Genomic DNA, 20,584 nt, shown 5'->3' with positions numbered 1-20,584 from the left:
GGGCCCTCCCTTGGCTAAGGGAGGGTTTGGGAGGGATCGAAAATGTTTTCCCAAAATATTTCCGCATTTAAAATTGGAGGTTTTACCGTTGGCGAACGAAAACATAATCATCAAAGGCGCGCGAGCGCACAATCTCAAGAACATCGACGTAACGATCCCGCGGGACCGCTTCGTTGTGCTGACGGGACTTAGCGGCTCCGGCAAATCATCGCTGGCGTTCGATACGATCTATGCCGAAGGACAACGGCGTTACGTGGAGTCTCTTTCCGCGTATGCCCGCCAGTTCCTCGGCCAGATGGAGAAGCCGGATGTCGATTCCATCGACGGCCTGTCCCCGGCAATTTCGATTGACCAGAAGACAACCAGCCGCAACCCGCGTTCGACGGTGGGAACAGTAACGGAAATCTATGATTATCTGCGCCTGCTGTTTGCCCGGATCGGCCGCCCGCATTGCCCGGATCACGGTATCGAGATTACCTCGCAGACCGTTGAGCAGATGGTGGACCGGATTATGCAGTACCCGGAGAAGACCCGGCTGCAAATTCTCGCACCGGTTATTTCCGGCCGCAAAGGCGAGCATAAAGGACTGTTCAGCGACATTTCCAAGCAGGGCTTTGTCCGCGTACGGGTGGATGGAGAGCTGCGTGAGGTTACAGAAGAAATTGAACTGGAAAAAAATAAAAAGCATACCATCGAAGTGGTGGTCGACCGTATCGTCATCAAAGATGATGTGCAGACCCGGCTGACCGATTCCCTTGAAACAGCACTCAAGCTGTCCGGCGGCCAGATTCTGGTCGATATTATCGGCCAGGAGGAGCTGCTGTTCAGTTCGAACTTTGCCTGCCCGGTGTGCGGCTTCAGCATTGAGGAGCTGGCTCCGCGGATGTTCTCCTTCAACAGTCCTTTCGGGGCTTGCCCTGAATGTGACGGCCTTGGAGTAAACATGGTAGTAGACCCGGACCTGCTAATTCCTGACCCGGAGAAATCGGTGGAGGATGGAGCTTTTCTGGCCTGGACAGGCAGTACCTCCAACTACTACCCGCAGTTCCTGAAGTCGGTCTGTGAGCACTTCAAGATTCCGCAGAATGTGCCGGTGAGCACGCTAACACCGGATCAGATGAACAAGCTGCTGTACGGCACAGGCAACGAGAAGATCCGTTTCCGGTATGAGAATGATTTTGGCCAGAAGAAGGATGCGCTTGTCGCCTTTGAAGGAATCATACCGAACCTGGAACGGCGCTACCGGGATACTGCATCTGAAGGGATCCGTGAGTTTATTGAAGGTTTCATGAGCGCCAAGCCTTGTAATGTATGCAAAGGCAAACGCCTGAAGAAGGAAATCCTTGCTGTAACCATCAACGACCGGAATGTGGCTGATGTTACAGACCTGTCCATCGGGGACTGCCAGGAGTTCTTCGGAAACCTCGTACTGAATGAAAAAGAAACAGCCATCGCTCACCTGATTCTCAAGGAGATCAGCAGCCGGCTTGGCTTCCTGGTCAATGTCGGCCTGAACTATCTGACGCTCAGCCGTGCGGCGGGTTCACTATCCGGGGGTGAAGCGCAGCGGATCAGGCTGGCAACCCAGATCGGTTCCAGTCTGATGGGCGTCCTGTACATTCTGGATGAACCGAGCATCGGCCTGCATCAGCGTGATAATGACCGGCTGATCTCAACTTTGGCCCATATGCGCGATCTAGGAAATACACTGATTGTAGTTGAGCATGACGAGGATACGATGATGGCTGCAGATTATATAATCGACATCGGCCCCGGCGCGGGAATTCATGGCGGCAGCGTAATTGCCCAGGGTACGCCGCAGGAGATTATGAATGACCCGAATTCTCTCACCGGAGAATATCTCAGCGGGCGCAAATTCATTCCGGTAACCTCCAAGCGGCGGGCGACGGATGACCGCTGGATCGAAATCCGCGGGGCTAAGGAGAATAATCTGAAGAATGTTAATGTGAAAATCCCGCTGGGTGTCTTTACCGCGGTAACCGGGGTCTCCGGCTCCGGGAAGTCCTCACTGGTGAACGAGATTCTGTATAAGAGCCTTGCCCGCCAGCTGAACAGAGCCGTGAAGGTACGTCCGGGTCTGCATAAGGAAATCCGCGGCCTGGAGAATCTGGATAAGGTTATCGAGATCGACCAGTCGCCGATCGGACGTACTCCGAGATCCAACCCGGCTACTTATACTGGCGTCTTTGATGATATCCGTGATCTGTTCTCGAAGACCAACGAGGCTAAAGTACGCGGGTTCCAAAAGGGGCGCTTCAGCTTCAACGTCAAGGGCGGTCGCTGTGAGGCCTGCCGCGGGGACGGGATTATCAAGATTGAGATGCACTTCCTGCCGGATGTATACGTGCCTTGTGAAGTATGTAAGGGCAAGCGGTACAACCGGGAGACACTGGAGGTCAAATATAAAGGAAAGAGCATTGCCGATGTGCTGGAAATGACTGTGGAGGACGCAACCGAGTTCTTCAAAAACATTCCAAAAATCCACCGCAAGATGCAGACGCTGCTGGATGTCGGCCTCGGTTACATCAATATCGGACAGCCGGGAACAACATTGTCCGGCGGTGAAGCCCAGCGTGTGAAGCTGGCTTCCGAGCTGTACCGCCGTAGCACCGGGAAGACGCTTTACATTCTAGATGAGCCGACAACCGGGCTGCATGTGGACGATATCGGCCGGTTGCTGGAGGTACTACACCGCCTGGTGGATTCCGGCGAATCCGTGCTGGTCATCGAGCATAACCTCGACGTCATCAAGACGGCAGACTATATCATTGATATGGGGCCGGAAGGCGGCAGCGGCGGCGGAACGGTTCTGGCAACAGGCACACCGGAGAAGCTGATTACTGTCGAGGAGTCCTATACCGGCAGATATCTGAAGCCGATTCTGATCCGTGATACAGAGCGGACGGAGGCACTGCAGCTTCAGGAGTCTGAGGCGACGGTTTAGAGCGGGGCAGCGGTTTTCTTTTGCAGATGAAATAACTTGTACCGCCGAGATAAGACAGGCTATAACTCAGAACGCTGCAGGCGGGAAACCGTTTGTGGCGTTCTTTTTATACCGGCTTCAGGGAAAAATAAATCAAGTCTCATCCAAAATTGTTCCATGCTTATGCGCGTCTATTGAGAAAGTCACATTTATCGCTGGATAATAGCGCCGAATAATAATTTTTTACAACAATTACAGCTTTTTTAGTGATTTTCTATTGCGCCGGGCAATTGGTAGCGATAACATAAGGGTAGATATGGATTAGATGAACCTGCTTGTCAACCCTTTTGAGGAGGTAATGCCATGCTGCTGGCAGAAGCTGCTGTACAAGAACCGTCTAAATTTCATACCTTTGATCTCTTTATGATTGCCTTTACCATTCTGATTCTTATCGGTGTCATCCGTCTGCTCCGCGCTCCCCAGAAGAATAAATTTGCGATCGCTTTTGGTGTAGTCAGCCTGCTCGTGTTTGCTGTTTCGGATTATGCAATGATTATGAACTGGCTGAGCTGAGCTTGGTAGCTACCGTACTCGATGGTGTTTGGTCTAACTTCAACTTTTGCAAAAGCCTAAGACTCCTTTTAACGCTGCCGGCGTGGATAAAGGTGTCTTTTTAATATAATTGACATGAATCAGCTCTGATTCTTCTTTGATTATTCCAAGATAAATGTTGGTAAACGGATGGCATACAGATGTGATATTTGATACAATTAATAAGTTAAAGGTTTGGAAATGACCCGCCAGGCGGCGGTTTGGGAGGATATAAATGAACGAGCAAGGAATACGCAGAGAAGACGTGGAGCTGCTGGCTCCGGCCGGTGACTGGGATTGTATGCGTGCAGCAGTGGCGAACGGTGCAGATGCGGTCTTTTTTGGCGTAGAGAAGTTTAATGCACGGGCGAGAGCCAACAACTTCCGCATGGACGAGCTGCCGGAGATTATGGCGTTTCTTCATAGCTATGGAGTGAAGGGCTTTTTGACGTTTAATATACTGGTGTTTGAAAATGAGCTGGCGGATGCCAAGGAACTGATCGACGCTTGTATCGACGCAGGCGTGGACGCAGTGATTGTGCAGGATTTGGGACTGGTGCGGATGATTCGCGAGATTTCTCCGGACTTCCCGATTCATGGTTCGACACAAATGACGATTACTTCGCCGGAAGCGGTGGAGTTTACCAAGCCATGGGGTATGGAGCGCGTCGTACTCGGACGTGAAAATAATCTGAAGCAGATCAAGACTATCGGGGATCAGGCCCGCTTGCCAATGGAAGTTTTTGTGCACGGTGCACTATGTGTCTCCTATTCCGGTCAATGCCTGACCTCGGAAATGTGGGGCGGACGGTCAGCTAACCGCGGTGAATGCGCCCAGGCCTGCCGTCTTCCATATGATTTGATGGTGGATGGCGTTGTTCAACCGATGGGGGATGTAACGTATCTGCTGTCTCCGAAGGATCTGGCGGCGATCGATCTGATGCCTGAGCTGATTGAGGCCGGTGTAACCTCCTTCAAGATTGAGGGAAGGCTCAAGACCCCGGAATACGTGGCGAATGTAGTCAGTAAATACCGTAAAGCGATTGACCGGTATTTTGAAGGCAACTGGTCGCCAACTTCCAAGGAGGATATGCGTGAGCTGCAGCAGAGCTTTTCCCGCGGCTTTACGCACGGGTTCCTGGAAGGGACGAATAATAAGAAGCTGGTGGACGGGACTTTTCCAAAAAGCCGTGGCGTGTACATGGGTACAGTCGAGCAGATTCTGCGCGATGGCGTAGTCTGCCGCATTCACGCTCCGCTCAAACGGGGAGACGGCATTGTATTTGACGCCGGTGATCCGACCAAGAAGGAAGAAGGCGGACGCGTCTATGACCTGCGCCGCAAAGGCGTGAAGCTTGAGGGCGAAGCCGGTGAAGGCTGGATCGTTGATATCGTGCCCGGCCGTAACGACGTGGATCTGCGCAGGCTGCATGTCGGTGACCGCATCTGGAAGACGAATGACCCGGCGCTCGACAAGTCTTTGCGCCAGTCCTATGAAACCGAGAAGCCGTACCGCGTCTTCCCGGTACATGTGAAGGTCGAGGGCCGCGCAGGCGAGCCGCTGGCCACCTGGTGGACCGACGTTCAGAAGAACGTTACGGTCCAAGTGAATTCGGAGCTGCTGCTGGAAGCCGCGCAGAAGCGCCCGATGGACACCGCCCTGCTGGAAGAACAATTCGGCCGCCTTGGCGGGACCGTGTTCCAGCTTGAGGCGCTCGAGTCGCACCTGGAAGGCGACGTGATCGTGCCTATGCGCGAGCTGAACAGCATCCGCCGTCAGGCGGTGGAGCTGCTTGCCGGCGAGCGCCCGAAGCCGCCCGTCTACGTGAAACGGGCGGTAGAGGTTTACGGCGACGCTGCCCGCAGGGGCGACGCCGGGATGTGCGGTGAAGCGGAGCTTACCGCGCTGTGCCGCAGCCTGCCGCAGGTGCAGGCTGCGCTCGAAGCCGGCGTAACGAACATCTACGCCGACTTCGAGTTCATCAAGCAGTTCCCGGCAGCGGTAGACGCTGTACGGGCTGCGGGAGCCAGCATCGCGCTGGCCACGCCGCGCATCCATATGCCGGGTGAGAACGGCTACCACGCCAATATCCTGCGCCTGCAGCCGGATGCCGTGCTGGTACGCAATACAGGCGCGTTATACTACTATCTCAAGCACCGGATGGAGCATCCGGATGCACAGCATCCGCGCCTGATCGGCGATTTCTCACTGAACATCGCTAACCACAAAGCGGTTGACCTGTTCCTGGAATCAGGCCTGGATGCAGTAACGCCATCTTATGACCTGAACATTCAGCAGATGGTCGACCTGCTTGGACGCAGTGATACCTCGCGTATGGAGGTCGTGATTCATCAGCATCTGCCGATGTTCCACACTGAGCACTGTGTATACTGTACCTTTATGAGTGAAGGCACCAACTACACGAACTGCGGCCGTCCTTGCGAAGAGCAGCGCGCTTCTCTGCAGGACCGGATCGGCATGTCCCATCCTGTCCGTGTGGACGAAGGCTGCCGCAACACAGTATATAATGCAGTCGAACAGTCCGGTGCAGAATATCTGAATAATTTCCGTGACCTGGGCGTATCCTCCTTCCGGGTGGAGTTCCTGGAAGAAACACCGGAGCAGGTGGCAGAGGTCATCAGCCTTTACACGCGTGCCCTGCGCGGTGAAATTTCCGGTACCCAGGTCTGGAAGAGCCTTAAGGCAACTAATCAGCTTGGTGTAACACGCGGACAGCTGGTTAACGCCAAGTAAGACTAATTATTATATAGAGCCAGGACCGCTCAAGGGCAGCTATGCCATTACTTGGGCGCCTCCTGGATCTTTTTGTATAAACCGCCTTAATTCCTAACATATAACAATATAACTGCCAAAAACCTTCCTGAACTGCTATAATGAAATTTATTATGCCAAGTTTCATGAGAACTGTAGCGGCGCTAAAGAACTGAAACAGAAGGAGCTATGTCATGAAAATCCGTAAAGCGATTATTCCCGCGGCTGGTCTGGGTACCCGCTTCTTGCCTGCAACCAAAGCAATGCCCAAAGAAATGCTGCCGATTGTAGACAAGCCGACGATCCAATATATTGTCGAAGAAGCCGTTGCTTCCGGGATTGAGGATATCATCATTGTAACAGGTAAGGGTAAGCGGGCAATTGAAGATCATTTCGATAATTCATTTGAGCTGGAGTTTAACCTGGCGGAGAAACAGAAGTGGGAGCTGCTGGAGTCTGTACGCAAGTCTTCGGAGATGGCTGACATCCATTACATCCGTCAAAAAGAGCCGCGCGGCCTCGGACACGCGATCTGGTGCGCCCGTAAGTTCATCGGCAACGAACCGTTTGCCGTGTTGCTCGGTGACGATATCGTCGAAGCAGACAAACCCTGCCTCAAGCAGATGATTGAAGTCTACGAAGAATACAAATCCTCCATTGTAGGAGTCCAGCCTGTACCGTGGGAGGAAGTATCCCGTTACGGTCTTGTAGACGGTACCGCATTGGCAGACCGTGTCTACAAAGCCAACCGGCTGGTTGAAAAGCCTAAGCGTGAAGACGCCCCGTCCAATCTGGCCATTCTGGGTCGTTATATCCTGACTCCGCGCATTTTTGATATGCTGGGCGAACAGCAGGTAGGGGTAGGCGGCGAAATTCAGCTTACGGATGCGATTGCACGCTTGAGTGAAGTGGAGCGGATTATTGCCTATGATTTCGAAGGCAGACGCCATGACGTCGGAGAGAAAATGGGCTTTATCCAGACGACCATTCATTATGCGCTGCAGCATGAGGAGCTTAAAGACGGTTTGCTGGACTATCTCAAAGAGATTATTGACAGTGAGGCGGCTAAGGCGGCTAACTCTGTAAAGAAATAATACAATTATTATTAAGCACAGGATACACAAAAAGGGACAAGCTGTATTATCAGCCTTGTCCCTTTTTGTGTGTATCCTTATTAGAACTGCATTGCAGCAATCGAATCAATTGCCGCTGCTTCCGCTGCATCAGCAGCAATCAGCAAGTCATATACAGCCTGATCTTGTCCGCCGCTGCGCTTCAGCACAGCCAGGTACCAGCGGGCGATTTCGCGGTTAGTAGTATCTGCGTAATCTTCGCCAAGACCTGATTTGAGAGTTGCAGCCGCAAGCTCGTCATTCCCGGACAACAGCTGCAGCTTTCCGGCATTCAGTGCGATGGCAGGTGTAACGGAGAAAGGACGCCCCTGAAGCTGTTCAGGCGGCAGGGTCTTTAAATGCTCTACTCCATCAACCACATGCTTGTAGGCCGCGAGACCGGCAGTAATATATTCTTGCTTCTTGGCATCATCCTTCTGCTCATGAGCCGTGTAGCCCAAGGAGAAGGAACGGCTAATAATAGCATCATACCAGTCAATATCCCAGTAGAACTTATAAGCATTATCCTGGTATACAGCAAAGGCTTGATCGCCCTGGCCTTTCAGATCGTAAATACTGGCAAGCTGCTTCAGGATATCCTTGTTATAAGGCTCATCTTTCAGCGCACGGGTTACCAGATTATAGGCCTCGTCCAGATACTGGGTATCCTGCGTCTGGTTAAAGACCTGCTGATCCATAGAGGAGAGGTAAATTACCGATTCAGGATGGTATGGACGTTTGTCCAGCGCCTTTACCAGCGGTGCTTTGATTTCTTCATAGGACTGGCTGACACCGACGAGATTCTTAGCATTCATTGCTGAAGTGCTGGAGCTCAAATAATTAATGGAAAGGAAGAGAAGAAGGACAGTCCCTGCAGCAACTGCCGCCAGATAACCAATCCGGAGCCCGGACTTGTTCCAGTTACGGCGCAGTGCTTTACTATCCATTGCAGCTCCCATACCGGCCAGACTCAGGAAGACCAGAATGCCCATGAATGCATAGCTTAAGTTGAAATCAAGTAAGCTGTGGATCAGAATGGACAATGCAATGATGTAGAAGAAGTAACCATTGGCAAAGTCATCCTTGTCACGCTTCAGATAGCCGCGGATATACTTGTAGAACACATAGCCGATAAAACCTATAAACACGATGAAACCGATAATCCCGACTTCAATCAGATACTGCAGGAAGAAGTTATGCACCTGGCGGCTGGTGTAAGGATTATTCTGATACTGCTCATAAAGGGATGCCCAACCGCCGCCGCCGGCTCCAATAATGGGATAGTCTTTAACAACCTTCATAGCATCCTTATAAAAAGTGAACCGTTCCAGCACGCTGTGCTGCTTAAAGTTAATGTTCTCCAGCCGGGTTTCGATATTCGCAGGCAGAATGCTGCGTACGCTTGTCCCTATTAACAGGAAAGCGACAATTCCCACAAGAACGAGTGAGCCGAGCGGAAGCCAGAGACCGGTTCCTTTACGCGAACCCCAAGCGCCGAGCTTCTGCTCCAGCCAAGGTGCTACATAACGTTGTATAACCCATCCGAGTCCCGCTACTACGAGAGAAGCAATAATCAGGTAAGCCCAGCCTTTGAGGGCAGCTCCGGAAGTGAAGGCTGTATTCAGCTCCGTTCCCAGAGTGGTCAGCGGGTTGGTTACCGCCAGAGCGGCGATGCCGGCAATGGCCAGATGAATAATCCAGAGGATCTGCTGGGCCGGTTTGAGCAGGATCAGCAGCAGGATGAATACAACCGGCAGCATAACAAGTCCGCCGCGGGACAAAGTCAGCAGCAGGGAAACAATGATAGGTACCAGCATAAAACCGTGAGTCAGTGTCCCGTACCACTTTTTAGAGCGGATAAGGGCGAACACTGCGACAAACAGAAAAGCCATCAGAAAAGCCGCATAAGTATTCGCATATTGGAAAATGGAGGTCAGGCGCAGACCATTGGAGTCAGTCATTACGGCATCCAAATATTTACCGCCGCGCACCGTATTCGAGAACCATCCCACCAGGCCTCCGGCAAATTTCGCGCCGCCCAGCCAGTTAATCAGTCCAAACATCACAATAAAATAGGAAATGGCAAGAACCGCATTCTGTATGACAACATTTAGTTGCTTTTGCTTGAGTAAATATAACGCTATAATGAATATTGCGATGTACATGCTCTGTATGAGCAGCAGATTCATCGCCATATAATGCGAAGCTGCGCCAAAGAGCGACAACGCATACGTTATAGGAAGCAGCAAGGCGGCAACTACGATTAAGTCACGCTGCTCCTCAAGCTTGAACTTTGTAAAATATAAGCCCATCCAGAGCAGCAGCAGCAAACTGCTAAGCAGAGAAGCTATGTAGACCGGTTTTTCAAAGTCCAGCTGCTGTCCGTTAAACAAGCCAACCTGGAACGGGGTCCAGATCAAGAACAAAATTAAAGCAACAGCCAACGCCCACACCGGGCTGGATATCTTTTCAACATTTCTCGACTGAGCTGCATTTTTACCGTATACTGGTTTCGACACGTTTTAATCTCCTTTTCCGAAAGTACAAGAGCTATGAGCTATTTTAGCATACATATATTCACATAGTCTTGTCTTTGTTGGAAGAAACCCTTGCCAACAGAAATTCAATAATGATTATAAAAATACTTGGCCTATAACATCATGCTCTAAATAGGGCGCGCGATGTTATAGGCCAACTTTTTGTGCTTAATAATTTCTGGAAATCAAAAAATGAAATTTAGATTAGCATCCTTTAAAAGAGGGGCTTGTTCATCCTTTGCAGAGAGCACAGGCGTAACGTCAATAGGCCATTTAACTCCGATAGATGGATCATTCCACAAAATTCCCCCGTCACAATCAGGTGCATACAGTTCATCGCATTTATATTGGACCTCTACATCCTCAACCAGCGTCATAAATCCATGGGCGAACCCCTTTGGAATAAGCAATTGCTTTTTGTTCTCAGCTGTTAACTCAATTCCAAACCATTGGCCATAGTTAGGACTGCCCTTGCGGATATCAACTGCAACATCAAAAATTGCTCCTTTTGTGCAGCGGACCAGCTTGCTTTGAGCTTTAGGATTTAACTGGTAATGCAGTCCTCGCAGCGTCCCTTTAGTTGCAGAATAAGATTGGTTATCCTGAACGAAATTCAGATCTATCCCCTGTTCCTTAAACTTACTGACACTGTAGGTCTCCATAAACCATCCCCGGTGATCCCCAAAAACTTGAGGTTCAATTATCCAGACACCCGGCAAAACAGATTCTGTAATTTTCATTATTTCCACACTTTCTGTTGTTTAATATTGAATCTTACCTGTAGCAACCTTCATAAGATATTGGCCGTAGCCCGTTTTACTTAGCTTTTGCCCGCAATCCCAAAGGTGTTCTTTAGTAATCCATCCATTAATATATGCAATCTCCTCCAAAGCTGCAATCTTGATGCCTTGATGGTCTTCGATTGTTCTTACAAAGTTGGTAGCATCTACCAAACTCTGATGTGTTCCTGTATCCAGCCATGTGAAGCCGCGGCCCAGCAGTTCAACATCTAATTCACCTAGTTTTAAGTAAGCTTCATTTATGGATGTTATCTCCAATTCTCCGCGGACAGAGGGCTTTACATTTTTAGCAATTTCCACTACACGGTTATCATAAAAATATAATCCGGTTATAGCGTAATTAGATTTTGGCAACGCGGGTTTTTCTTCAACGCTGAGAACTTTGCCTTCTGCATTAAATTCCACCACACCGAATCGTTCCGGGTCCTGTACATGATAACCAAAAACAGTCGCACCTTTTTCTTTAGAAGAAGCGCGTTGCAGCATTTTGCGAATACCATTTCCATAATAAATATTGTCTCCCAGAATCATGGCAACTGAGTCATTACCAATAAAGGATTCACCAAGAATGAAAGCCTGTGCCAGACCATCTGGGCTGGGTTGTACAATATATTCGAGTGAGATTCCAAATTGTGATCCATCCCCAAGCAAACTGGCAAACCTCGGTGTATCCTCAGGAGTTGAAATGATAAGGATTTCCTTTATTCCAGCCAACATTAAAGTAGATAGAGGATAATAAATCATCGGTTTATCATAAATCGGAAGCAACTGCTTACTGGTGACCATGGTCAGGGGGTACAAGCGTGTTCCACTGCCGCCTGCTAAGATAATGCCCTTCATTGTTTGTTCAACGCTCCTTATATGTAATGTTTGACTCATTCATGAGGCAATTATTTCTATGATAATCAATAGTCATTGTATCGTATACTAATTATCTAATCCACTCTAAGCTGTCCATTTCTCTACAATTTGACACAATATTGTTAATCAGACTTTTTGTATGATAACATTAACTTGGCTTTTGTATGCAGTAAATACTGTTCCAAAAACAAAATGGGTGTGATAAGAAAAGTTATTTGAAACCATCTTAAAAATGATAAATTAGTAAAAATACAGCCTCGTGATAGAGGGTGCCTTTAAAAAGAATTAATAGTATCTCTCTTCCGAAATTTACTTTTAACATTTCTCGACTGTTTGTATTATAAAACGTATACTTAATTTTGTATGAAAAGAATAATCAATATAAATAGAATTCTAATTATATCGAATGAGAGGAAGAATTGGGAAAGCTATGAATAAAGTCAAAATGATATTGATTTTTTTGTTTCTGAGCATGTCGTTTTTAATATATTATGAGGTCACTCATGTTTTTGGTACGGCTAAAGCTCAGAGTTTATCCTTGCCGGAGAAAAGTAAAGATATCAACGCTGGAATTGATAAGATTGATATTAAAAAAATAAAATCTAAGTTCGTAATAGATGTTCAAGGGTGGGCATACATTAATAAATTGGATGCAGCTCAACAAATTTCGTATATTGTTTTAACCTCGAAGAATAAAGAATATGTATTTAAAACAGAAAAAGTTTTACGAGGAGATTTACCTGATGCTCTCAAGGATTATGAGAGTAATGTGGAAAATTCCGGAATGAAAACTTTGATAAACATGGATGAACTTGTTAATGGGACTTATCAGATTGGATATTATATTGTGAATGGAACAAAGGCAGCACTATCATTCTCAGGGGAATCAGTTACTAACGATGGTTTTAATGTAACAATTAAAGAGGATACAAATAATCAAGTCGATATGAAATTTTCTGAACTTACAAATGAAGTCAAGGCTAATATAGAAGAGGTTTCGAAGGGGAATGGTATTCTTAAAATTAAGGGGTGGGCATATTTAGAAGATGTTCTGCCTGAAGATTCAACAATTTATTTGGTATTACAAGACGTAAGTAACAAGGGAAATGTAATATTTGATACACAGAATCAAATTAGAAAAGATGTTACGGCTTACTATGAAATGAGCTTAGACGAATCTGGCTTTATAACAAAAATACCCAGTGATATTTTTGAGGGGAAAAAGTATAAAATAGGTATTTATGTGAATAGTGCTAAGGCTTCGGGTTTATACTGGTCAAAAGAAAGTATAGGTGAATAATAATGTTTAGTATCAGAGGGTTTTCTAAAGAAATCTTTAATGGAAGGAGAATGATTACCTCTCTTGCTGTTAATGATTTTAAAATGAAATATGCCGGATCCTTTTTAGGTATAACGTGGGCATTTATTCAGCCTATTATTACAATTTTAATTTACTGGGCAGTATTTCAAGTTGGATTTCGTTCGGGTCAAGTAGAAAGGGTTCCATTTATTTTATGGTTGATGTCGGGGCTAATTCCATGGTTCTTTTATTATGAGGCGATGACGAGTGCGACAAACTCATTTTTTGAGTATAGTTACCTGGTGAAAAAGGTTCTATTTAAAATTAGTATTCTACCAATAGTCAAAATTATATCTTCCTTTTTTGTGCATATATTTTTTGTTGCTTTTATGCTGCTAATATTTATGTTATATGGGGAATATCCTACTTTTTATAGTCTTCAATTAATTTATTATACAACCTGTCTTGTCATACTTACGGTTGCTCTTAGCTACATCACATCATCGATAGTGGTATTCTTTAAAGATTTTGGTCAAATTGTAGGGATTGTATTGCAATTTGGTATTTGGGTTACTCCTATAATGTGGAACTATAAGATGGTTCCTGACAATTGGCGCTGGGTATTTAAGATAAATCCAGTTTATTATGTAGTCGAAGGCTACAGGGATGCTATGTTCAATCATATCTGGTTTTGGGAAAAATTAAATGAAACTGCATGGTTTTGGAATATAACTATGATTTATCTAGTGATTGGATTTATTGTTTATAAAAAGTTAAAGATGCATTTTTCTGATGTATTGTGAGGAGTTAATGTGATGAGTGATATTTCAATTAATGTCAAAAATCTTAATAAAGTCTATAAACTATATAATAAACCGATCGATAGGTTGAAAGAATCATTAAGTATTTCTAAAAAAAAATATCATAGAGAGTTTCATGCTCTGAGAGATGTAAGTTTTGAAGTGAAAAAAGGTGAAACTGTTGGGATTATTGGTAAAAATGGATCTGGTAAATCAACTTTATTGAAAATAATAACAGGGGTTTTATCAGCCTCATCTGGAGAAGTGACTGTAAATGGGCGAGTTTCTGCGTTGTTAGAATTAGGCGCCGGATTTAATATGGAATTCACCGGAATAGAGAATATTTACCTGAACGGAACGATGATGGGATATTCGAGTGCTGAAGTGGAAAAGAAAATCCCTGCAATTCTTGATTTTGCTGATATTGGGGATTTCATTAATCAGCCTGTAAAAACATACTCTAGTGGTATGTTCGCAAGGTTAGCATTTGCAGTCGCAATTAATGTTGAACCTGATATTCTTATCGTAGATGAGGCTTTGAGTGTAGGAGATATCTTTTTTCAAAATAAATGCTTCAAAAAATTTGATGAGCTTAAAGAGAAGAATACAACAATTATTTTTGTGTCACATGATATCGGTAGCATAAGACAAATGTGTAGTAGAGTTTTATGGTTAGATGCATCCGTACAGGTTTTGTATGATGACCGGGAAGTTGTTTGCGCCAAATATCTTAATAAGCGATTTGAAGAGAATAATGAAATGAATAGTGAACTTATCGGGAAATTTAATTATAAAAACATTGTTTTAAATGAAGATGCTGGTCAAATTATGACCTTTCCAAAAATCATCCCAAAAGAAAACAGTGTTTTTTCAGAACATGTCGAAATTACATCTTTTTTTATTACTGATAATAATGATGAAATTACCGAAGAATTAGTGGTAGATAACAATTATAAATGTCACATAGTTGTTAATGTAAATGCAGATTTAGATCACTTAATAGCTGGATTTATATGGGAAAGCAATAGAGGGGTTTCTTTATTCGCCGTTAACACCTATATGGGGAGTAGTTTGAATTTTAATGTAAATAAGGATGATGTAGTTGAAATTATTTTTAGCTTTAGATTACCAAGGATTATGAAGGGGGACTACCTATTAAGTCCTGCTATTGCTCAAGGTACTCAGGATAACCATGTTACGCTCACATGGTTAACAAACGTCAAAAAGATAATTGTGAAAAATCCAAGCTATAATCTCTCTTTAGTTGAGATCGAGACGGATACAACTTTGAACAGATTAAAAAAAGAACTCGTTATTTTAGAATAGCAAAGGGGTGTATATACATGGAATATACCGGCGAAAGATTTGTTTTAGGAAAAGCAGAAGGTGAAATAGAGGTTGAACATTTGCATAGATATAATGCCGTTCTGGAATTAGTTAGTGGAAAAAGAGTATTGGATATTGCCTGTGGTGAGGGATTTGGCACAGCTATTTTGGCAAAAAAGGCATCTGAAATATGGGGGGTTGATATTAGTGACGAAGCCGTTTCATATGCTAAAGAAAAATATAATAGATATAACTTGAATTATCAGCGTGGTTCTGTAGAGTTATTAAACTTCGAAGATGATTTTTTTGATGTCATAATTTCATTTGAAACAATTGAGCATGTGGAAGAAGCTGTACAAGATAAATTCCTGAAAGAAGCAAAGCGAGTCTTAAAGAATGATGGAATATTAATAATCTCAACCCCGGATAAATATCTGTATACTGATCTGCCAAAACATAAAAATCCTTATCATATAAATGAATTTTATTTTGTTGAATATAAAGAATTTCTTGAAAAACAATTTGATTATGTGAAATTTTATAATCAGAACTATGGCGATTATGGGTTGATTGTTGAACGTAATGAAAACTCTAACGAACATGTTAGATTAATTAATACTACTATGTCACAAAGAGAAGGCAGATACATCATTGCAGTGTGTGGTAATGAAGCCATTGCTCAAAATTTGAAAATCAGCTCTTTGTTTGAAAATGAAAAAAGTACTGGAGATGCTTCGACAGAAGATGAAGACTTTATTCAAATTTATTGGACTGACATAGCAGGGAGTTTTAATGAAGCAAGTTCAAAAAAAACTAAATTTAAATATAGCGACGAATTTCACACGTATTGCTTTACATTGCCTAATGCAAAAGTTGATAAAATAAGATTGGATATTGGCAACAAACCGGCAAGTTTTCAGTTGAAGAAGAACTTAATACTAAAATACGAAAATAAAGCTGTTTTGAAATCTTTAGATGTAATCGATTCATTAGGACTTATACAATTAAATGATGATCAAGATACTGTAGATTTTATATCTATGTCTGATGATCCTCAATTAATATTAGGAGACATAATCCAAGGGTATTCGGGTGAATTATCAGTATATATTGATTTGAAAATAAATAAATTTGACTTCAATAAATGTTTAGATGAAATTAATAGCTTTTTAGAAAAAATTCGTAAAGCTCCACTGAATCAAACTGAGTAATTACTTAACTGTCACAATTGTTTATATGTAATGAATTCTATAAATGATAGATTAAAGTGCATAACTGGAGGATATAATGTCTAAATCGAAGCCTATAGCGTTCTACTTACCGCAATATCATCAAGTTAAAGAAAATTCACAATGGTGGGGAAAGGGATTTACTGAATGGACCAATGTTGCAAAGGGAAAACCGAACTTTCCAGATCATTATCAACCACATGTGCCGAAAGATCTTGGATTTTATGATTTGAGCAATGTTGAAGTGATGAGAGAACAAGCTAAAATGGCAGAGCTATATGGTGTTTATGGTTTCTGTTTTTATTTCTATTGGTTTAATGGGAGAAGAATATTAGAAAAACCACTTGATCAATATTTTGCATCTGATATCAATTTTCCATTCTGCTTTTGCTGGGCCAATGAGAACTGGACACGCACATGGGACGGATTAGATAAAGAGATATTATTAGAGCAAAATCATACACCAGAAGACGATCGGAATCTAATTAGAAGTCTAATTCCGGTGTTTAAGGATGACAGATATATAAAAGTTGATGGAAAACCGATGTTTATTGTTTACAGAGTTGACTTATTTCCGGACATAAAAAACACTGTACGCATATGGAGGGAAGAAGCACGAAAAGCAGGATTCGATGATATTCATCTTAGTGCCGTACAATTTTATGGAATAGATGACCCTACCGAGTGGGGATTCGATTCGGCAATAGAGTTTCCACCGCATAAATTTATTACACCTGAAAACAGACCAAGTAATATGCCGCACATTACTAATCCTAATTTTACTGGTGGGATTGTAGATTATCCAAAAGTGGCAGCTCAAGGTATTCAGGCCAAATCAAAAGATTATGTATGGTATAGGGGGATAATTCCTTCTTGGGATAACACAGCCCGTAGACAGAATAATCCTCACTCCATTATTAATTCCTCGCCCGCTCTATATAGGTACTGGTTAAGGTATCTTGTCGAATATACGGAGAAAAACAACTCAGAACATAATCAATTTATATTTATCAATGCATGGAATGAATGGGGGGAAGGCTGTCATCTTGAACCAGATTTAAAGCATGGACATGCTTACCTTGAAGCGACTTCAAAAGCTTTGCAAAAACAAGATTTTGAATTACAAGAAGTTATTGAAATTAGTACGCTTACTAATAATGAAATGAAAATATTTACTGATGAATACAATAAGGCTATTAGCATGTCTGTTTTTTATGCTAATGAAAACCGGAATTTGAATCTTAAGCTACAAGATAAAACTGCATGGACTTATTTTACTAAAGATAAAATAAAATATAAGCTAAGAAGGTATCCTAGATTATTTAATCTTGTTAAGAGGATATACGTGAGAGTAAGGAGGTAAGGCCTTGAAAAGAGTTGCTGTTTTCGCTCATTATGATAAAGATGCTAAGCTTTCTAACAATGTACTTAAACTTTTAATGCATCTTGAAACAGTTTGTGAACGAATAATAATGGTTTCAACAAACCTGGCAGAAGATGAATTAAGGCTGTTGTCTCCTAAAGTCGAATGCTTTATCAGAGAAAATGTCGGTTATGACTTTTATAGTTATAAGTACGGGATTAGTAAAATAGAAAATGTATACATCTATGATCAATTAATTCTTATAAATGATAGTTTCTTTATATCTTCAACGTTTGATATAGATAATATATTGAAAATTGCTGATGAGAGCATTTATGATATCTGTGGCTTGATTGACTCTTATCAGTTCAACTATCACGTTCAAAGTTTTTTTGTAGTTCTGAAAAAAGAAGCACTGGTAAGTGTGTGGTTTAAAAGTTTTTGGGATAACGTATCGATACTTGATAAAAAAGCAGAAATTATCTTCAAGTATGAGATTGGTATGTCACAAAGTGCTATGAGTCATTCATTACTTGTGGGAGCCTGTTTTAAATGGTCATCAAAAAGCTATTTGAATGCTTTATTAAATAGCTATAAGAAAAAAAATTGGAAGTTAATCGCATTGAGTTTTTTTAGTCTTAAATATTTGAGGGAAGGTAATTCATGTCATCTATTGTGGAAAGACATTTATGAACAATTTTCTGTTTGTAAATGGGAGGCGGTTCGGGATTACCCAGAGGCAATCGAATATATTAAGAAAATGAGAAAAGAGGATGCTCTTGAAGTTGATGATTATATGACCAACAAAGCCTCTTTTTATAAAGGAAAAAAAATTGATGATGTTTTAAAGGATATAAGCCAAACATCAACACAAATATACTACTCAACGGAAAACCTACCCACTCGAATAAATGGTAATAAATGTAATACAGCAGTGGTTTTACATCTATACTACTTAGAATTATTAGATGAGATAGTGTTATATTTAAGAAATATTCCTTATAAATTTGATTTGTATATTTCAGTCGTTAGTCTTGGCGATGCTTTTGAAGCAGAAAAAAGATTGAAGTATTTTACGAATGCTAATATCTATGTATATTGCGTGGAGAATAAGGGGAGGGATGTAGCTCCGTTCCTAGCCTTATTTAATACTGGTCTCCTAGATAATTATAGTAGTGTCTGTAAGATTCATTCGAAAAAAAGTTTATACAGTGCTCAGGGGACTAATTGGAGGCAACACATTTACACTGAGTTGCTGGGTTCTACAAGCGGGGTACTATCAATTATAAACTGCTTTGAAACTGATTCTTCTATGGGCATAATTGGTCCTGAACAATCGTACTTAATAAACGAAGAGTTTTGGGGAGCAAATAAAGAAAAAGTTCAAGAGCTCTGTTTAAAGGTTGGTATGGGAAAAGAGGATATCAGACTTTGTTTTTTTGCAGGAACTATGTTTTGGTTTAACCCATCGGCTATCAGCTCATTAAAAAGCTTAAATATTTCTGGCGATGATTTTGATTCCGAGAAGGGATTACAAGATGGAACATTAGCACATGCAATAGAAAGAATATTTGTGCCGATAGCTAGACATAATCATTATAAAATCCTGAGTGTAAATGACTTAGAGGTAGAATTGCAAGATGCAAAATATATAAATCAAAGAGTCCCGGTACTATAATGTGGAGAATATGTAGTAATATTTTTTAGAATATACACCCAAGTCCTGTATAAAGTGGACGAATACTATTCCCCTGAGAATGACCGCGGCATATTATGGAATGATCCGTCGCTCGGCATAGACTGGCCCGTTGCAAGTCCTGTGCTGTCTGACAAGGATAAGAGACATCCGTTACTTAAGGACGCAGAGCTGAACTTTGATTAATGTAACTTAATTTTTATCAATAGAAGGTGGTCTAACAATGAAACTCCTAGTCACCGGCGGAGCCGGCTTTATCGGCAGCAACTTTGTAATATACATGCTGCAGCAGCACCCGGATTATCAGATTGTTAACGTAGATGCGTTGACGTATGCAGGGAACCTTGAAAATTTGAAATCAGTCGAAGGAAACCCGAACTACACGTTTGTCAAAGCAGACATTACGGATGTTGCGGCGATGGATGCGCTGATTGGCCAGGGTGTGGATGTAGTGGTCAATTTTGCGGCGGAGTCGCATGTGGACCGGAGTATTCTGGAGCCGGACGTTTTTGTGAAAACAAATGTATTAGGTACACAGGTACTGTTGGATGCCGCGAAAAAATACAGCGTAACGAAGTTTGTTCAGGTATCCACGGATGAGGTATACGGAACACTGGGCGCTACGGGACTGTTCACCGAAGAAACGCCGCTGACTCCGAATAGCCCGTATTCGGCAAGTAAAGCCGGCGGGGATCTGCTGGTGCGTGCTTACCATGAGACCTTCGGATTGCCGGTTAACATCACCCGCTGCTCGAACAACTATGGCCCTTATCAGTTCCCGGAGAAGCTGATTCCGCTGATGATTTCCCGTGCGCTGAATGATGGAGCGCTGCCGATTTACGGCGATGGACTCAATATCCGTGACTGGCTGTATGTGGAAGACCACTGCAGCGCGATTGACCTGGTTATCCATAATGGTGTTATTGGCGAGGTCTATAACATCGGCGGTAACAATGAGCGGACTAACATGCATATTGTGAAGACGATTCTGGAGGAGTTGGGCAAGCCGGAATCCCTGATTACTTATGTGCAGGACCGTCCGGGACATGACCGCAGATACGGAATTGATCCGACTAAGATTACAAATGAGCTCGGCTGGAAGCCGAAGCATACGTTCGAGACCGGAATTAAGGAAACGATCCAGTGGTACCTGAATAATAAAGAGTGGTGGACCCGCATTCAGTCCGGGGAATACCAGAAATATGCCGCGCTTCAGTACGGCAGCCGTCTGGGGGATTCTCTGTAATGTCTA

The 20,584-nt window shown here is 43.5% G+C and carries 14 protein-coding genes and 1 pseudogene; 12 read left to right on the top strand and 3 right to left on the bottom strand.

Going from position 1 to position 20,584, the window contains the following annotated elements:
• The first annotated feature begins 88 nt into the window (after positions 1 to 88).
• The 4 genes from uvrA (at position 89) to galU (ending at position 7,402) form a co-directional block, all read left to right on the top strand.
• Positions 89 to 2,965 carry an excinuclease ABC subunit UvrA gene (gene uvrA, locus AC4G46_RS29570; protein WP_491125770.1) on the top strand — a complete coding sequence of 959 codons (2,877 nt, stop codon included), beginning with the start codon at positions 89 to 91 and terminating at the stop codon, positions 2,963 to 2,965.
• A gap of 342 nt (positions 2,966 to 3,307) precedes the next feature.
• Positions 3,308 to 3,517 (top strand): hypothetical protein, encoded by a 210-nt coding sequence (locus tag AC4G46_RS29565; RefSeq protein WP_491125769.1) that lies wholly within the window; start codon positions 3,308 to 3,310, stop codon positions 3,515 to 3,517.
• A gap of 253 nt (positions 3,518 to 3,770) precedes the next feature.
• Positions 3,771 to 6,290, top strand: a complete 2,520-nt coding sequence (locus tag AC4G46_RS29560) for a U32 family peptidase (protein WP_491125768.1) — start codon at positions 3,771 to 3,773, stop codon at positions 6,288 to 6,290.
• Positions 6,291 to 6,502: 212 nt separating this feature from the next.
• The gene (gene galU / locus AC4G46_RS29555) at positions 6,503 to 7,402 is read left to right on the top strand and encodes a UTP--glucose-1-phosphate uridylyltransferase GalU (protein WP_491125767.1); all 900 of its coding nucleotides are present in this window, start codon (positions 6,503 to 6,505) and stop codon (positions 7,400 to 7,402) included.
• 80 nt (positions 7,403 to 7,482) lie between these two features.
• Here galU and AC4G46_RS29550 read toward each other — a convergent pair whose 3' ends face one another.
• The 3 genes from AC4G46_RS29550 to rfbA form a co-directional block, all read right to left on the bottom strand.
• A complete protein-coding gene (locus AC4G46_RS29550; RefSeq protein WP_491125766.1) occupies positions 7,483 to 9,939 on the bottom strand; it encodes an O-antigen ligase family protein in 2,457 nt (818 codons plus the stop codon).
• 203 nt (positions 9,940 to 10,142) lie between these two features.
• Entirely contained in the window at positions 10,143 to 10,697 is a 555-nt protein-coding gene (gene rfbC / locus AC4G46_RS29545) for a dTDP-4-dehydrorhamnose 3,5-epimerase (protein ID WP_491125765.1), read from the bottom strand.
• 21 nt (positions 10,698 to 10,718) lie between these two features.
• The gene (gene rfbA, locus AC4G46_RS29540; protein WP_491125764.1) at positions 10,719 to 11,597 is read right to left on the bottom strand and encodes a glucose-1-phosphate thymidylyltransferase RfbA; all 879 of its coding nucleotides are present in this window, start codon (positions 11,595 to 11,597) and stop codon (positions 10,719 to 10,721) included.
• A 493-nt stretch (positions 11,598 to 12,090) separates the two neighbouring features.
• On the opposite strand from rfbA, the gene AC4G46_RS29535 reads away from it, so the two are divergent.
• The 8 genes and pseudogenes from AC4G46_RS29535 (at position 12,091) to rfbB (ending at position 20,578) form a co-directional block, all read left to right on the top strand.
• Positions 12,091 to 12,918: a hypothetical protein gene (locus AC4G46_RS29535; RefSeq protein WP_491125763.1), complete on the top strand. Its 828-nt coding sequence runs from the start codon at positions 12,091 to 12,093 to the stop codon at positions 12,916 to 12,918.
• A 2-nt stretch (positions 12,919 to 12,920) separates the two neighbouring features.
• Positions 12,921 to 13,721, top strand: a complete 801-nt coding sequence (locus tag AC4G46_RS29530; RefSeq protein WP_491125762.1) for an ABC transporter permease — start codon at positions 12,921 to 12,923, stop codon at positions 13,719 to 13,721.
• Between the two features lie 12 nt (positions 13,722 to 13,733).
• Positions 13,734 to 15,044 carry an ABC transporter ATP-binding protein gene (locus tag AC4G46_RS29525; protein ID WP_491125761.1) on the top strand — a complete coding sequence of 437 codons (1,311 nt, stop codon included), beginning with the start codon at positions 13,734 to 13,736 and terminating at the stop codon, positions 15,042 to 15,044.
• A 17-nt stretch (positions 15,045 to 15,061) separates the two neighbouring features.
• The gene (locus tag AC4G46_RS29520; RefSeq protein WP_491125760.1) at positions 15,062 to 16,255 is read left to right on the top strand and encodes a class I SAM-dependent methyltransferase; all 1,194 of its coding nucleotides are present in this window, start codon (positions 15,062 to 15,064) and stop codon (positions 16,253 to 16,255) included.
• Positions 16,256 to 16,331: 76 nt separating this feature from the next.
• Positions 16,332 to 17,636, top strand: coding sequence for a glycosyltransferase WbsX family protein (locus tag AC4G46_RS29515; RefSeq protein WP_491125759.1), 1,305 nt, complete (start codon positions 16,332 to 16,334; stop codon positions 17,634 to 17,636).
• A 4-nt stretch (positions 17,637 to 17,640) separates the two neighbouring features.
• Positions 17,641 to 19,314, top strand: a complete 1,674-nt coding sequence (locus AC4G46_RS29510) for a rhamnan synthesis F family protein (RefSeq protein ID WP_491125758.1) — start codon at positions 17,641 to 17,643, stop codon at positions 19,312 to 19,314.
• A 36-nt stretch (positions 19,315 to 19,350) separates the two neighbouring features.
• Positions 19,351 to 19,518 (top strand): annotated as a pseudogene (locus AC4G46_RS29505) (dTDP-4-dehydrorhamnose 3,5-epimerase family protein); the annotation flags it as partial.
• 37 nt (positions 19,519 to 19,555) lie between these two features.
• Positions 19,556 to 20,578 carry a dTDP-glucose 4,6-dehydratase gene (gene rfbB, locus AC4G46_RS29500; protein WP_491125757.1) on the top strand — a complete coding sequence of 341 codons (1,023 nt, stop codon included), beginning with the start codon at positions 19,556 to 19,558 and terminating at the stop codon, positions 20,576 to 20,578.
• Positions 20,579 to 20,584: the final 6 nt, after the last annotated feature.

Source organism: Paenibacillus sp. fava2 (genome assembly GCF_058313675.1).
Note: the sequence above shows the minus strand (reverse complement) of the source record. Positions and strands in the feature narration are given on the sequence as shown.

Bases quoted from the DNA above. Each gene is read 5' to 3' on its own strand.
- AC4G46_RS29530 (WP_491125762.1), top strand. From the start codon at position 12,921: ATGTTTAGTATCAGAGGGTTTTCTAAAGAAATCTTTAATGGAAGGAGA.
- AC4G46_RS29560 (WP_491125768.1), top strand. From the start codon at position 3,771: ATGAACGAGCAAGGAATACGCAGAGAAGACGTGGAGCTGCTGGCTCCG.
- AC4G46_RS29565 (WP_491125769.1), top strand. From the start codon at position 3,308: ATGCTGCTGGCAGAAGCTGCTGTACAAGAACCGTCTAAATTTCATACC.
- galU (WP_491125767.1), top strand. From the start codon at position 6,503: ATGAAAATCCGTAAAGCGATTATTCCCGCGGCTGGTCTGGGTACCCGC.
- rfbC (WP_491125765.1), bottom strand. From the start codon at position 10,697: ATGAAAATTACAGAATCTGTTTTGCCGGGTGTCTGGATAATTGAACCT.
- AC4G46_RS29520 (WP_491125760.1), top strand. From the start codon at position 15,062: ATGGAATATACCGGCGAAAGATTTGTTTTAGGAAAAGCAGAAGGTGAA.
- AC4G46_RS29535 (WP_491125763.1), top strand. From the start codon at position 12,091: ATGTCGTTTTTAATATATTATGAGGTCACTCATGTTTTTGGTACGGCT.
- AC4G46_RS29515 (WP_491125759.1), top strand. From the start codon at position 16,332: ATGTCTAAATCGAAGCCTATAGCGTTCTACTTACCGCAATATCATCAA.
- rfbB (WP_491125757.1), top strand. From the start codon at position 19,556: ATGAAACTCCTAGTCACCGGCGGAGCCGGCTTTATCGGCAGCAACTTT.
- rfbA (WP_491125764.1), bottom strand. From the start codon at position 11,597: ATGAAGGGCATTATCTTAGCAGGCGGCAGTGGAACACGCTTGTACCCC.
- AC4G46_RS29525 (WP_491125761.1), top strand. From the start codon at position 13,734: ATGAGTGATATTTCAATTAATGTCAAAAATCTTAATAAAGTCTATAAA.